Origin of the sequence: Rhodococcus maanshanensis NBRC 100610 (genome assembly GCF_001894865.1) — a bacterium.
Lineage (GTDB): Bacteria > Actinomycetota > Actinomycetes > Mycobacteriales > Mycobacteriaceae > Rhodococcus_G > Rhodococcus_G maanshanensis.
Genome location: NZ_BCXA01000042.1, coordinates 17,348 through 30,841, shown reverse-complemented (window position 1 = coordinate 30,841; position 13,494 = coordinate 17,348). Strand labels below are relative to the sequence as shown.

General features: G+C 68.9%; 13 protein-coding genes. 7 read left to right on the top strand and 6 right to left on the bottom strand.

Annotated elements, in window-relative coordinates:
* Window positions 1–79 precede the first annotated feature (79 nt).
* The gene (locus RM1_RS19605; protein WP_072753387.1) at window positions 80–1,276 is read left to right on the top strand and encodes a Ca2+-dependent phosphoinositide-specific phospholipase C; all 1,197 of its coding nucleotides are present in this window, start codon (window positions 80–82) and stop codon (window positions 1,274–1,276) included.
* An 80-nt stretch (window positions 1,277–1,356) separates the two neighbouring features.
* Here RM1_RS19605 and RM1_RS19600 read toward each other — a convergent pair whose 3' ends face one another.
* From RM1_RS19600 to RM1_RS19580, 5 genes are all read right to left on the bottom strand, one after another.
* Window positions 1,357–1,551, bottom strand: coding sequence for a hypothetical protein (locus RM1_RS19600; protein WP_027502108.1), 195 nt, complete (start codon window positions 1,549–1,551; stop codon window positions 1,357–1,359).
* Window positions 1,552–1,561: 10 nt separating this feature from the next.
* Window positions 1,562–2,362, bottom strand: coding sequence for a carbohydrate ABC transporter permease (locus RM1_RS19595; protein ID WP_072753412.1), 801 nt, complete (start codon window positions 2,360–2,362; stop codon window positions 1,562–1,564).
* Between the two features lie 119 nt (window positions 2,363–2,481).
* Window positions 2,482–3,567 carry a carbohydrate ABC transporter permease gene (locus RM1_RS19590; RefSeq protein WP_083576854.1) on the bottom strand — a complete coding sequence of 362 codons (1,086 nt, stop codon included), beginning with the start codon at window positions 3,565–3,567 and terminating at the stop codon, window positions 2,482–2,484.
* A gap of 69 nt (window positions 3,568–3,636) precedes the next feature.
* The gene (locus tag RM1_RS19585; protein ID WP_072753386.1) at window positions 3,637–4,914 is read right to left on the bottom strand and encodes an ABC transporter substrate-binding protein; all 1,278 of its coding nucleotides are present in this window, start codon (window positions 4,912–4,914) and stop codon (window positions 3,637–3,639) included.
* Window positions 4,915–5,060: 146 nt separating this feature from the next.
* Window positions 5,061–6,134, bottom strand: coding sequence for an ABC transporter ATP-binding protein (locus RM1_RS19580; protein WP_072753385.1), 1,074 nt, complete (start codon window positions 6,132–6,134; stop codon window positions 5,061–5,063).
* A gap of 158 nt (window positions 6,135–6,292) precedes the next feature.
* Here RM1_RS19580 and RM1_RS19575 point away from each other — a divergent pair, with 158 nt between their 5' ends.
* Together RM1_RS19575 and RM1_RS19570 are read left to right on the top strand one after the other, a co-directional pair.
* Window positions 6,293–6,718 (top strand): YybH family protein, encoded by a 426-nt coding sequence (locus tag RM1_RS19575; RefSeq protein ID WP_072753384.1) that lies wholly within the window; start codon window positions 6,293–6,295, stop codon window positions 6,716–6,718.
* Window positions 6,719–6,872: 154 nt separating this feature from the next.
* Complete coding sequence (locus RM1_RS19570; protein ID WP_439958208.1) at window positions 6,873–7,556, top strand: Rv1157c family protein; 684 nt, start codon at window positions 6,873–6,875, stop codon at window positions 7,554–7,556.
* A gap of 21 nt (window positions 7,557–7,577) precedes the next feature.
* Here RM1_RS19570 and RM1_RS19565 read toward each other — a convergent pair whose 3' ends face one another.
* A complete protein-coding gene (locus tag RM1_RS19565; protein ID WP_072753383.1) occupies window positions 7,578–8,450 on the bottom strand; it encodes an alpha/beta hydrolase in 873 nt (290 codons plus the stop codon).
* A gap of 232 nt (window positions 8,451–8,682) precedes the next feature.
* On the opposite strand from RM1_RS19565, the gene RM1_RS19560 reads away from it, so the two are divergent.
* The 4 genes from RM1_RS19560 (at window position 8,683) to RM1_RS19545 (ending at window position 13,491) form a co-directional block, all read left to right on the top strand.
* Entirely contained in the window at window positions 8,683–9,894 is a 1,212-nt protein-coding gene (locus RM1_RS19560; RefSeq protein ID WP_169922354.1) for a low temperature requirement protein A, read from the top strand.
* Window positions 9,895–9,916: 22 nt separating this feature from the next.
* On the top strand, window positions 9,917–10,744 hold the full coding sequence (locus RM1_RS19555) for a class I SAM-dependent methyltransferase (protein WP_072753409.1): 828 nt from the start codon (window positions 9,917–9,919) through the stop codon (window positions 10,742–10,744).
* A gap of 86 nt (window positions 10,745–10,830) precedes the next feature.
* Window positions 10,831–11,625 (top strand): LLM class F420-dependent oxidoreductase, encoded by a 795-nt coding sequence (locus RM1_RS19550; RefSeq protein WP_072753408.1) that lies wholly within the window; start codon window positions 10,831–10,833, stop codon window positions 11,623–11,625.
* A 63-nt stretch (window positions 11,626–11,688) separates the two neighbouring features.
* Window positions 11,689–13,491 (top strand): ABC transporter substrate-binding protein/permease, encoded by a 1,803-nt coding sequence (locus RM1_RS19545; RefSeq protein ID WP_072753382.1) that lies wholly within the window; start codon window positions 11,689–11,691, stop codon window positions 13,489–13,491.
* Window positions 13,492–13,494 lie beyond the last annotated feature (3 nt).

The following is a 13,494-nucleotide window of genomic DNA, read 5'->3' as shown; positions in this document are numbered from 1 at the left end:
CGACCGAAGGAGAACCATGCGTATTCCAAGTCCGACTTCGAGGCAAAGGTGGGCCATCATAGGCGCCATCGCCACAGCGATGTGTGCGCTGGTCGCCGGAATCACTGCCCCGGCCGGTGTTGCCGCACCGGTCGGCAGCAGCGGGCAGGATCCGTATCCGCTCGATGACACCCTGCGGATGAACCAGATGCAGACGATGGGTACGCACAACAGCTACCACACCGGGCTGATCCCGCAGGGCCTGCCGCCGTCGGTGACCGCAAGCTTCCCTGGCTACACGCTCGAGCAGATCACGAAGGCACTCGACTACCGGCACAAGCCCCTGCCCGAACAACTCGACAACCTCGGTGTCCGGCACCTGGTGTTCGACGTCTATGCCGATCCGCAGGGCGGCCGCTACGCCGAAGCCCCGATGCTCGCCGAGATCGGAGCACCCACCACCATGGCCGACCCGGCATGGAAAGAGCCGGGGCTGAAGGTCTTCCACGTCCCCCAGGTCGACCAGCAGACCTCGTGCGTGAAGCTCACCCAGTGCCTCGGCGCGCTCAAGACGTGGTCGGATCAGAACCCCGGACACCTGCCGTTCATGATCGTCATCGAGATCAAGGACCTCGACGTGATGAACACCGAACCCCACCCACCCCTGAGCCCGTGGGGACCCGACGACTACAACCGCCTCGACGCGGAGATCAGATCCGTGCTGGGCAACAAACTCATCACCCCCGACGACGTCCAGGGCAAGTACCCGACACTCGAAGCCGCAGTCAAAGACAACGCGTGGCCAACCCTCGCGGACTCCCGCGGGAAGTTCATGTTCATCAACTGCAACTGCCTGACCAACGACCGGCACCGACTCGACTACCTACGCCCCGACGGCAGTCTCAAGGGCAGGGTCCTGTTCCCGGCCTCGGAGCCGGGCAACCCTGACGCCGCGGTCGTGCGCGCCGAGAATCCCAAGGACTTCGCCAAGATCGCGGATCTGGTCCGGCAGGGCTACATCGTGCGCACCCGCGCCGATGCCAACGCCGTCACCGGCGACATCGCCCGCCGCGACGCAGCATTCGCATCCGGCGCACAGATCGTCAGCACCGACTTCCCCGAACCGGACCCCCGATACCACCCCACCTTCCAGGTCGACGTACCCGGCGGCACACCCGCACGCTGCAACCCCGTCAACGCACCAACGGAATGCACCGCCCTCGACATCGAGAACCCGGAACACCTCAAGCGCCCCGGCGGCAGCTCACACGGTGGCAGACCGATCTTCGGAAGCTAGATCCCGGCCGGCCCCGACGAGCGAGCGCGGGGCCGGCCGGGAGGTGCGCGGCCGGCGCAGCACGAGCAACGGGATCTACGTCAGCGCACCCGCCGCCACACCGCGACGGCCAGCCCGAGCAACACCACACAGCCGGCCAGCACCAGCGACTCGGTGAGGCCGGGGTCGCCGCGCACGATCCCGGCCACCGCCCCGATGAACGCCATCACCGTGAAGAAGCCGAGGATCCCGATCAGCATCTCGACCTGCTGGCGGCGCCGCGCCCGGTTCTTCACGAGCCGAGGCTCACGACTTGACGCCGCCCGCGGTCAGGCCGGACACGATCCGGCGCTGGAAGAGCAGCACCATGATCACGAGCGGGATCGTCACCAGCGTGCCCGCCGCCATCACCGCGGTGTACGGCTGCGAGAAAGAGTCCGGGCCCTCGAACCGGGCGATCGCCACCGTCACCGGCTCGGTCGCGCGGGTGGAGAGCATGTTCGCCAGCATGTACTCGTTCCACGTCGCGATGAAGGCGAGGATCGCGGTGGTGAACAACGCGGGCGCGGCCAGCGGCAGGATCACCTTCCGGAAGGCCTGTCCCCGCGAGGCGCCGTCGACCCGGGCCGCCTCCTCGAGCTCCCACGGCAGGTCGCCGAGGAACGAGGTCAGCGTGTAGATGGTCAGCGGCAGCACGAACGAGATGTTCGGGATGATCAGCGCCTGGTAGTGACCGATCCAGCCGATGTCACCGAACAGCTGGAACAGCGGCGTCACCAGCGCGACGCCGGGGAACATCGAGGCCGCCAGGATGATGCCGGTCACGACGTACTTGCCGCGGAACTCGATCCGCGCCAGCGCGTACGCGGTGAAGATGCCGAGCATCATCGCCACCGCGGTGGTCGCGGCGCCGATGATGAGGCTGTTGCCGATGGCGCCGAGGAAGTCGTTGCCCTTGTCGGTGGCCAGCGCGTCCCGGAAGTTGTCGAGCGTGACGTAGGTCGGCCACGGGGTGGTGTCGAAGGTGTGGTCGACGTCCCGGAAGGCGGTGATGACCATCCAGTAGAACGGGGCCAACCCCCAGATCAGGATGATGGCCGCGCCCATGTAGGTGCGCACGCTCGGCCAGGGGGACCGCCGGCGACGCGCGGTCGCCGCGGCCGGCTCTTGGCTGCGACCGAAGGGCGACTTCGCCAGCTCGTCGCTGCGGTGCCGTCCCGCCATCACTACTTGTCTCCCTTGCGCTGTTCGTCCTGCGTACGCACCGCGTTGGCGCCGAGGAACTTCACCATGATGAAGGCCACCGCGAAGATCATCAGGAACACCAGCGTCGACAGCGCGGACGCGCTGTTGAAGTTGCCGTTGCGGATGTCCGCGACCACCAGGATCGACATCGTGGTGGTCGGGGTGGCGCCGCTGTCGCCGTTGAGGATCGCGGGCAGGTCGTACATGCGCAGCACGTCGAGGGTGCGGAACAGGACCGCCACCATCAGCGCGGGCTTGACCAGCGGCAGCGTGATCTGGGTGAACCGCTGCCAGGCGCTGGCGCCGTCCACCTTGGCGGCCTCGTAGACGTCCTGCGGGATCATCTGCAGGCCGGCCAGGATGAGCAGCGCCATGAACGGCGTCGTCTTCCAGACGTCGGCGACGATCACCGCGAACCGCGAGGCCCACGGATCCGTCGTCCACGCGATGTCGGTCCCGAGGATCTTGTTGGCGATGCCGTTCTCCGCGAAGATGAAGAACCACAGCTTGGCGGTGACCGCCGTCGGGATGGCCCACGGGATCAGCACCGCGGCGCGCAGCAGCGAGCGGCCGAAGAAGGTGCGGCCCATGATCGTCGCCATCCAGAGGCCGAGCAGGACCTCGATGCTGACGGTGACGGCCGCGAAGAAGAAGGTGATCCCGACCGACGGCCAGAAGTCGGCGCCGAGGGTGCCCGGCGGGCAGGACCCCATCCCGGAACCGCAGTTCTGGGTCAGCCACATCAGGTAGTGGTCGAAGCCGGCGAACCCGCCCTTGGTGAACGTGCCGGTCACCGGGTCGAGGCCCTTGTCGGCCTGGAACGAGAGCCAGATGGCCCGCAGGACCGGGTAGAGGATGACGATCGCCAGGATCACCATCGTCGGCGCGATCAGCCACACCGCCCGCAGGTCTCGCTTGCGCGGTGGGGGTGCTACGTCGTCGCGACCCGGATACCCGCTGTCGGATACCTCGCGCCCGGAGGCGCTGACGTCGCGGCCGGAGTCGGTGAGGACTCCGGCCGCGGCGCGGGCCTCGTCTGCCTGCCGTGGCCCAGCAGAGTCAGCCATCGTTGGTGTACCTGGTTCTCTTCGTGATTCGAACTGCCGGGACCCGAGCCGGGTCCCGGCCTTACTGACTTACTTGGACGCGGCCGAGATGGCCGCGGACATGTCCGCGGTCGCCTGGTCGACACTCTTCTTGCCGGTGATGGCGGCGTACGCGTTGTCCTGGATCGCCTTGGTGACGGCGTTGTAGAACGGCGTGACCGGGCGCGGCACGGCGTTCTCCAGCGCGGCCTTGAGCGCGGGCAGGTACGGGTACTTGGCGATCAGCGCGGCGTCGTCGTACACGGATGCGAGCACCGGCGGGAACGACGCGTCCGCGAAGGACTGCTGGTTCGCCGGGTTCTGCACGAACTCGACGAAGTCGCGAGCGGTCTGCTTGCTCTTCGAGTTCACGTTTATGCCGTTGTTGTAGCCACCGAGGGTGGACGCGCCGGGGCCGGCGGGGCCGACGATCGGCGCGACCGCGACATTGCCCTTGACCTTGGAGCTGTCCTTCTCGGCGTTCGAGTACATGTACGGCCAGTTGTAGGCGTACATGGACTCGCCACCGACGAACGCGAGGTTGGTCTCCTCCTCGGTGAAGCCGGTGGAGCGCTTGGCGATCTGGCCCTTCGCGTAGGCGTCGACGAGCGACTTCAGGCCGGCCTTGGCCTCGGGCGACTCGACCTCGGGGGTCTGGCCGTCGGGGCCGACGACCGAGCCGCCCCACGAGTTGATCGCCTGGGTGGTGTTCACGGTCAGGCCCTCGTACTGCTTGAGCTGGGTGACCAGGCAGTCCACGGACTTGGCGGTGGCCGTGGCGCAGCTGTCGGTGAGCGCCTGCCAGTTCGCAGGCGCCGTCGGCATCAGGTCGGTGCGGTAGTAGAGCAGCTGCGCGTTGGTGTTCTGCGGGGCCGCGTACAGCTTGTCGCGGTAGGTCGCGCTGGCCACGGTGGCGGGCAGCAGGCCGGAGGTCTGGATCGCCAGGTCACCCTCGAGCGGCTGCAGCCAGCCGTTGGCGGCGAACTCGGCGGTCCAGGTGACATCGAGCGCCATCACGTCGTAGTCGGAGTTGCCGGCCTGCAGCGACTGGACCAGCTTGTCGCGCTGATCGTCGGCCTCGCCGGGGAGTTCCTTGAGCTCGACCTGCTCGTCCGGGTGCGCGGCGTTCCAGCTCGCGATGACCGGGGTGAGCTTGTCCGTGTCGTTCTTGCCCATCGCGAACGAGATCGGACCACGGCCGCCGGTGTTCTCAGCCGAGGCGTCGCCGGAGCCGGAGCCGCTGTCGCTCGAACAACCGGTGATCGCGAGCAGCGATGCGGCAGTCGCCGCGACCGCCGCACGGCGGACCGCCTTCGTATTCAGAACCATGGAGTATCTCCCCGGTAGTCGGTGGATCGGATCGGTCGGTCCGGCGCAGCACGAAACGCGCGACGCCGATGCCCGTGTCGTTGCCTACTGTGGCACGGAACACCGCCGAACCGAGACATTACGTCGAACCTGAATCGGTCAGGAATCTAGCCGAGCCTGCGGCCGTCCGCAGCGGAGAAGAGGTGCAGCTCGGAGGGGTCGACGTGCAGCCGGACCTGCTGGCCCTTCTGCGGCGGGTTGCGCCAGTCGGCGCGCGCGACGACCTCGTGCGGGGCACCTGCGAGGGTGGTGCGGCCGTAGATGTAGGCATCCGAGCCGAGCTCCTCGACCACGTCCACCTCCATCGGGATGCCCCGATCGGAGAGCTCCAGGTGCTCGGGGCGGATGCCGAGCACCACCTCGGGCTCGTGCGCCATCGCGAGGGCGCCGCGCGGCACCGGGATCACGGTCTCACCGAACAGCACGCCGCCGTCGGTGACGGGCAGGGTGAACAGGTTCATCGAGGGCGAGCCCATGAAGCCCGCCACGAACATGTTCGCGGGCCGGGAGTACAGCTCGCGCGGCGACGCGCACTGCTGCAGCAGCCCGTCCTTGAGCACGGCCACCCGGTCGCCCATCGTCATCGCCTCGACCTGATCGTGGGTGACGTAGACGGTGGTGGTGCCGAGCCGGCGCTGCAGCTGCGCGATCTGGGTGCGGGTCTGCACGCGCAGCTTCGCGTCCAGGTTGGACAGCGGCTCGTCCATGAGGAACACCTGCGGCTGACGCACGATCGCGCGGCCCATCGCGACACGCTGACGCTGACCGCCGGAGAGCGCCTTCGGCTTGCGGTCGAGGTACTGCGCCAGGTCGAGCAGCTTCGCGGTCTCCTCCACCCGCTGGCGGATCTCCGCCTTCGGGGTGCCCGCCAGCTTCAGCGCGAAGCCCATGTTCTCGGCGACCGACATGTGCGGGTACAGCGCGTAGTTCTGGAACACCATCGCGATGTCCCGGTCCTTCGGCTCGGTGCCGGTGACGTCCTTGTTGCCGATCAGGATGCGTCCGGAGTCGACCTCCTCCAGTCCCGCGAGCATGCGGAGCGAGGTGGACTTGCCGCAGCCGGACGGCCCGACCAGGACGAGGAACTCGCCGTCCTCGATGTGCAGGTTCAGCTTGTCCACGGCCGGCGTCGTCGAGCCGGGGAACACGCAGCTGGTGGAGTCGTAGGTGACTGTCGCCATGGGGTGTCGTTCGATCCCTTCACCGGCAGGAACGTGCCGGACGATCCGAGTTGAGGGTGGTTCGCGGCCAGTATCGCAGAGCCGGCCGATGAGTTCCGCCGTCGAGGCGGGTCTACCCGTTGAGAAGCCCGACGGGACCGCACGCAGGAGGTAGCGCGATGACGAGCAGCGACACCGAGCAGATCCGAGGCCTGATCGAACGCTGGGCCGCCGCCGTGCACGAGGGGAACCTCGGCGGCGTCCTCGCCGACCACAGCGACGACATCGTCATGTTCGACGTGCCGCCGCCGTGCGAGGGCGTCCGCGGCCTCCCCGCCTATCGGGAGACCTGGCCGCAGTTCTTCGAGTGGCAGTCGAGGGGAGCGGCGTTCGAGATCGTCTCCCTCGACGTCACCGCGGGCGCGGACGTCGCGTTCGCGCACGCGTTGCTGCGCTGCGGATTGCCGAAGGAGCTCGCCGAACGCCCCGAGAACCGCCTGCGCCTGACGGTTGGCCTGCGCCGCGAGAACGGCAACTGGGTCGTCGCCCACGAGCACCACTCGTTCCCCGACTTCGAGGCGGTGGGTGACGCCGGCAGCGCGTGACGGTCACGGCGGCGTCTTCTCTGCACGTTTCGTACCGATCGTCACGTTTCGGTCTCGACGCTAACCCCGGGCCGCTCGGCACCGATTGACGGTTGGCGGGTTCGGCCCGCAGGCATTCGGACCGCGTTCGCTGACCAGGGGGAGATCACAGAGCATGAACGACAGTCGGAAGATGCGTGGACGGATCGCGGCGTCGGTGGCGTGCGTCGGCGCCCTGCTCGCCCTGCCCGGGCAGACGCAGGCCGCGCCGGTGCCTGTCGACGACATCGCCGCCGTGCACATGGCACTGAGGTCGGCGGCGATGCCGATCAGCACCCGCACCGCGGAATCTGTCGCGACGACGATCGAGCGCGCGGCGAGTGGCACGCCGCGCTACAACTACTTCCCGAGGTCGGTGCACCTGGTCGAGGGCAGTGCCCAGCCGTTCCTGTACGACACGACCGCCGCGGGTTGCCTTCCGCCGGGCTTCGGCGAGGACAACGACTCGGTCGGCATCGCCCAGGCGATCGCGGGACCCGCGGTCGACACGAACCTGCCCGTCCCCGCCATCGCGCCCGGGCAGGTCAACGTGTTCTTCAGCGCGATGAACACCGCGATGTCCTCGCCCCGGCAGGGCGACCACCTCGAGGTCGCCTGGCTCAACCTGAACACCATGCAGTCGGGCCGGGCGCCGATGTTCCAGGAGCGCCCGGCCGACTACATCGTCACCCTGTCCAACACCCTCCAAACCGGTACGGGCACCGTCGTTTTCGTTGTCTTCGGCAGCGTCCTGGACAACACGAGCTGGGGCCTGCCGCCGTGCGACTTCGCGCCGGTGGTCGGGGTGGTGCGGGCGTGAGCCACCCGCCGAACCGATGTGTCAGAGGTGTTCGGAGAAGAAGGCGGTGAGCTCGTCGACGGCCGGGTTCACGAATTCCGGGACGTCGTAGAGGTCGATGTGGTTCGTGGTGGGCAGCCAGACGATCTTCTTCGGCTCGCCGGCCCTGTCGTACACGGCCTGAGCGCCCTCGGGGCTGCAGAACTCATCGGTGGTGCCGTGCACCACCAGCAGCGGGGTGGGGGAGATCAGGTCGGCGGCGGCGAGGGTGTCGACCGTCATCGTCTGGTATCCCGACGCGACGGTGACGCTGTTCTCCCAGTGGGGGCTGTAGGAGCGGTCCGTGCCGTAGTACTCGAACGGCTCCGCGCCCATCATCGCCGCAGGCCCGCCGTCGTCGGTCACCGCCTTCTGATAGACCGGCTGACCGTCCTCGGTCCACGCGCGATCCCAGATGTCCCGCAACGCTTCCCGGTAATCGCCGCCGCGGTGCGCGAAGCTGCCCGGCGCACCGGGGTACGCGCCGGCCACGCAGGCCAGCGCGGCCACCCGAGGGTCCTGGGCGGCGGCCTTGAGTGCATACCCGCCACCCAGGCACACGCCCGTCAGGCCGATCTGTCCGAATCCCAGTGCGCCCAGGTGACCGACGGCCGCGCGGAGGTCGGCCACCTTGCCCGCGGCGTCCTCGTGCCTGCGGATCGCACCACCGGACTCGCCGTAGTTCCGATGGTCGAAGGCCAGCGTGGCGAATCCGGCGCGCGCGATGGCATCGGCGTACGTGCCGACGACCTGCTCCTTCACCCCGGTGAACGGGCCGGTGAACGTCACCGCCCTCGTCGCTCCCGCCGGCACGCGCAGGACCCCCACCAGGCTGGTGCCGTCCTCCGCGCGAAACTCGACACGCTCCGTCTCCATCGTGACCTCCCCACAGTTCGCCGGCCGCCGGGTTCGGCGCCGTGCTGAATCATCGACGTCCGTTCCCGCCCGAGCATCGGTTTGCGGCAACGATCATCGCCCATGCCAACCCCATCGGAACCGGCACTCTTCCCGATGTCCGAATTGTCTGGCCGGACCGGAGTGCCGTTGCCGCCCAAGAGGTGTGGCCCTACACTTCGTCGCCGTACCAGTCGGCGATGGGGGAGACCGCGTGGACCAACCTGCACTCGACGGCGCCGATTCGGTGGCCGACGCTCCGATCGAACCCCCACCCGAACAGCGGGTCGCCTGGGCCGAGCTGTTCTTCGACCTGATCTGGGTCTTCGCGGTCACCCAGATCGCCACCGCGCTGGCCGGTGCACACGACATCGGCGAGGCGGCCCGCCTGCTGCTGCTGTTCATGCCGCTGTGGTGGGGGTGGGTTGGCACGACGCTGCTCGCGAACCGGGCCGGCGCCCTCGTGGATCAGGCGCTGGGCCGGGTGGCGCTCTTCAGCGTCGCCGGCTGTGGGCTCCTGATGTCGGTTGCCGTCGGCGGGGCGTTCGACGACCGTGCCCTGGTCTTCGCCGCCGGCTATGTCGTGCTGCGCCTGCTGTTGTGGGTCATTTCCTGTCGACTTCCCGGCGGCTCTGCCCGACTGCGGTTGGAGCCCTTCGCCGTGGCGGCGTTCGTCGCCGCGCCGCTGTTCCTGCTCGGCGCCTTCCTGGAGGGGCCGGGGCGGATCGCCGCGTGGACCGCGGCCGCGTTGATCGAGCTGATCGCCCCGCGGGTGCTGCCCGCGAGCCTGAACCATGTCCGTATCGAGACCGCGCACCTGCCGGAGCGGTTCGGGTTGTTCCTGATCATCGCGTTGGGCGAGACGGTCGTCGCGGTCGGCGGCCAGGCCGCCGGGATCGACCTCGACGGGCCCACCTACGCCGCGTTCGCGCTCGCGTTCCTGATCATCGTCCTGCTGTGGTGGACGTACTTCCACTACGGCGCCCCCGCCGCCCGTCACAGCCTGGAGCACAGTCCCGAGCAGGCGCGCATCGTCACCGACGTCTTCAGCTACGCCCACCTCATCTACGTCACCGCGATCATCGCGATCGCGGTCGGCCTGAAGAAGCTGCTCGCCTATCCCCTGTCCGTGCCGCACTCGCTGCCCGAGCTGCTCCTCGCCCCCGGCGTGGCGCTGTACCTGTTCGGGTTCTGCTATGCCCGGTGGCGGATGTTCGGCGCCGCCACCGTGCAGCGGGCCGCCGCGGCCGCCGCCTGCTGCGCGATCGCGGTGGCGGCGCCGCTGCTCCCCGCCCTCGCCACCGCGATGCTGGTCCTCGCGGTCCTGCTCGCGCTGAACGGATACGAGGCCTGGATCGTCACCACCCACCGGCCGCTCCCGCTGCTTCGCCTGCCACGGATCGTGCGGCGCGAAACCCAGCGCTGACGCGGCGCCTAGGGTGTTGCTCGTGGGCGAAAAGTACCGAGAGATCAACAAGGCGAACTGGGACGAACGCGCACCCGCGCACGCCGTCTCGTCGGACTATGCGGTGGAGCGATTCGTCAGTGATCCCGAATTCGTCAGCGCGGTAGTCGAGTTCGACCGTCCGATGCTCGGCGACATCTCGGGGCTGACGGGAGTGCATCTGCAGTGCCACATCGGCACCGACACGGTGTCGCTGGCCCGGCTCGGAGCGCGGATGACCGGGCTGGACTTCTCCGGGGCCTCGCTGGCGGAGGCCCGCAAGCTGGTCGCCCGCACCGCGGACCCGGTCGACTTCGTGGAGGCGGACGTATACGACGCCGTGACGATCCTCGGTCCGGCGTCGCAGGATCTGGTATTCACCGGAATCGGGGCGCTGTGCTGGCTGCCGAGCATCGAGCGGTGGGCCGAGACGGTTGCGGGGCTCCTCCGACCGGGCGGCCGGCTGTTCCTGCGCGAGGCCCATCCCGTGCTGTGGGCGCTCGACGACGCCCGCTCGGATGTGCTCGCCCTGCGGTACCCCTACTTCGAGCAGGTCGAACCGCTGGTGTGGACGGACGAGGAGACGTACGTCGAGACGGAGATCCGGCTCCAGGCCAGCACAACGCACGAGTGGAACCACGGCCTCGGCGAGATCGTGACCGCACTTCTCCGGGCAGGCATGGAGATCACCGCGCTCACCGAGCACGACAGCGTTCCCTGGAATGCCCTGCCCGACGCGATGGTGTGTGACGAGCGCGGGGAGTGGCGGCTCGCCGAGAACCCCGAGCGGCTCCCCGCGTCGTACACACTCTGTGCGGTCAGAGGGCGCTGATCTCCCGACCCTGCAGAGGACTGCGGGGTCGGCCCCTCACGGACTACGGTGGGATCCGGCCTTCCTCGACGAGTCAAGGAGTGCAGATGACCCACGGATTTCGCATCGGCGTCCAGCTCCAGCCGCAACACGCGCCCGACTATCGCCTGATCCGCGACGCGGTGCTGCGGTCCGAGGACGCGGGAGTCGACATCGTCTTCACCTGGGACCACTTCTATCCGCTCTACGGCGACCCGAACGGCGCCCACTTCGAGTGCTGGACGATGCTCGGGGCCTTCGCCGAGCAGACCGAGCGGGTGGAGATCGGCGCGCTGGTCAGTGGCGGCGGCTACCGGAATCCCGACCTGCTCGCGGACATGGCCCGCACGGTCGACCACATCAGCGGGGGGCGGCTCATCCTCGGCATCGGGGCGGGCTGGTTCGAGAAGGACTACGACGAGTACGGCTACCAGTTCGGCACCGCGGGACACCGCCTGAAGCTGCTCCGCGAGAACCTGTCCCGGATCTCGGCGCGGCTGGGCAAGCTCAACCCGGCGCCGACCAGGCACATCCCGATCCTCATCGGAGGCGGCGGCGAACGGAAAACGCTGCGCCTGGTCGCCGAGTACGCGGACGTGTGGCACAGCTTCGCCGACCTCGAGGCGTTGCGACACAAGTCGGGGGTGCTGGCCGACCACTGCGCGGCCGTCGGCCGCGAACCCGCGCGGATCGAGCGGTCGGTCGCCTGGCCCGGCCCGGAGGCCGCACAGGACTTCCTCGACGCGGGCGTCACCCTGTTCACCGTCGGCACCGGCGGGCCCGACTACGACCTCTCCACGGTCCTCGAGGCCCTGCGCTGGCGCGCGGACCGGCTGCCCGAGCCGATCGAGGGCCTGGCCTGATCGGCCTTCACCGAACCGAAACGGTTCCCCGGTCCCGGCCCTGCCGCCGCTAGGCTCCTCTGCATGGTTCGTCCACATGTCGTGAAGAGTCGGGTGCTCGTCGCCCTGCTGGCGCTGCTCGCGTTGACGCTGACCGGGTGCGGTGGTGGCGACGACTCGGCCACCTCGGCCACCGACCTGTGCGCCCCGCCCGGCGTCGGCAGCTCCTCCGCCGTACCCACCAACCTGGACGCGGCCGCCGCCGCGGCCGCGGAGGATCGGTACACCACGCCGAGCACCAAGCCGCTGGATCAGATCGACGTCGGCGCGCTCGGCCTGGCCACGCCGGGCAAGCTCAGCGTCGGGACGCTGTCCGACGCCCCGCCGAGCATCTGCGTCGATTCCTCGGGCACCTTCACCGGCTACGACAACGAGCTGCTCAAGGCCGTGGCCGCCAAGCTCGGCCTGGAGATCGAGTTCTCCGGTACCGAGTTCGCCGGTCTGCTCTCGCAGGTCGCGACGAACCGATTCGACGTCGGGTCGTCCTCGATCACCACCACCGACGAGCGGCGCAAGACGGTCGGCTTCACCAACGGCTACGACTTCGGCTACTTCTCGCTCGTGGTGCCGAACGGCAGCGCCATCCACGGGTTCTCGGACCTGAACGCGGGTACCCGGATCGGTGTCGTGCAGGGCACCGTCCAGGACGACTACGTCGTGAACACGCTGAAGCTCGACCCGGTGAAGTTCCCCGACTACAACACCGCGTACGCGAACCTCAAGACCGGTCAGATCGACGCCTGGGTGGCCCCGTCCCAGCAGGCCGAGGGCGCGATCAAGCCCGGTGACCCCACCTCGATCGTGCAGAACACCTTCAGCCTCAACAACTTCGTCGGCTGGGCCGTCAACAAGGACAACCAGCCCCTGATCGATGCACTGAACTCCGGGCTGGACGCGGTGATCGCCGACGGCACCTGGGCGTCGCTGTACTCGGACTGGGTGCCCCGCGAGCTGCCCGAGGGCTGGAAGCCGGGCAGCAAGGCGGCGCCCGCGCCGGAGCTGCCGGACTTCGCGGCGCTCGCCAAGCCGGAGGCGGCGGGATCCGAGCAGTCGCAGACCGCCCAGCAGTCGACGCTCGCCCAGCTCGGCGCCACCTTCTTCGACTGGGACCTGTACCGCAAGGCCATCCCGGACCTGCTCAAGACCGGCCTGCCCAACACGGTGATCCTCGCCGTCACCTCGGGCGTGATCGGCACTGTGGCGGGCATGCTGCTCGCGGTCGCGGGCATCTCGCGCACCCGCTGGCTGCGCTGGCCAGCCCGGGTCTACACCGACGTCTTCCGCGGGCTGCCCGCGGTGGTCATCATCCTGATCATCGGCCTCGGCGTCGGACCGGTGGTCAAGGGCCTGACCGGCAACAACCCGTACTGGCTCGGCGCCGCCGCGCTGGCCCTGCTCGCCGCCGCATATATCGGCGAGATCTTCCGCTCCGGCATCCAGAGCGTGGAGCCGGGGCAGCTGGAGGCGGCCCGCGCGATCGGCTTCAGCTACCGCCGGGCGATGACACTTGTGGTGATCCCGCAGGGCGTCCGCCGGGTGCTGCCTGCGCTGATGAACCAGTTCATCTCGTTGATCAAGGACTCCTCGCTGATCTACTTCCTCGGTCTGCTGGCGACCCAGCGGGAGCTGTTCGCCGTCGGACGCGACCTCAACGCGCAGACCGGCAACCTGTCGCCGCTGGTGGCCGCCGGGCTCTTCTACCTGGCGCTGACGATCCCGCTCACCCACCTGGTGAACTACATCGACCGGCGGCTGCGGACCGGAAGGGCCGACACCTCCGGCACACTCGACCCGCTCGAACAAGCCATCGTCGTGGAAAGGGGATAGCCC

What these genes read in the sequence shown, in the direction of transcription:
- RM1_RS19565 (WP_072753383.1), bottom strand. Translation starts at nt 8,450, where the DNA reads ATGGAGACGGAGCGTGTCGAGTTTCGCGCGGAGGACGGCACCAGCCTG.
- RM1_RS19575 (WP_072753384.1), top strand. Translation starts at nt 6,293, where the DNA reads ATGACGAGCAGCGACACCGAGCAGATCCGAGGCCTGATCGAACGCTGG.
- RM1_RS19585 (WP_072753386.1), bottom strand. Translation starts at nt 4,914, where the DNA reads ATGGTTCTGAATACGAAGGCGGTCCGCCGTGCGGCGGTCGCGGCGACT.
- RM1_RS19595 (WP_072753412.1), bottom strand. Translation starts at nt 2,362, where the DNA reads ATGGGCGCGGCCATCATCCTGATCTGGGGGTTGGCCCCGTTCTACTGG.
- RM1_RS19545 (WP_072753382.1), top strand. Translation starts at nt 11,689, where the DNA reads ATGGTTCGTCCACATGTCGTGAAGAGTCGGGTGCTCGTCGCCCTGCTG.
- RM1_RS19580 (WP_072753385.1), bottom strand. Translation starts at nt 6,134, where the DNA reads ATGGCGACAGTCACCTACGACTCCACCAGCTGCGTGTTCCCCGGCTCG.
- RM1_RS19570 (WP_439958208.1), top strand. Translation starts at nt 6,873, where the DNA reads ATGAACGACAGTCGGAAGATGCGTGGACGGATCGCGGCGTCGGTGGCG.
- RM1_RS19550 (WP_072753408.1), top strand. Translation starts at nt 10,831, where the DNA reads ATGACCCACGGATTTCGCATCGGCGTCCAGCTCCAGCCGCAACACGCG.
- RM1_RS19605 (WP_072753387.1), top strand. Translation starts at nt 80, where the DNA reads ATGTGTGCGCTGGTCGCCGGAATCACTGCCCCGGCCGGTGTTGCCGCA.
- RM1_RS19590 (WP_083576854.1), bottom strand. Translation starts at nt 3,567, where the DNA reads ATGGCTGACTCTGCTGGGCCACGGCAGGCAGACGAGGCCCGCGCCGCG.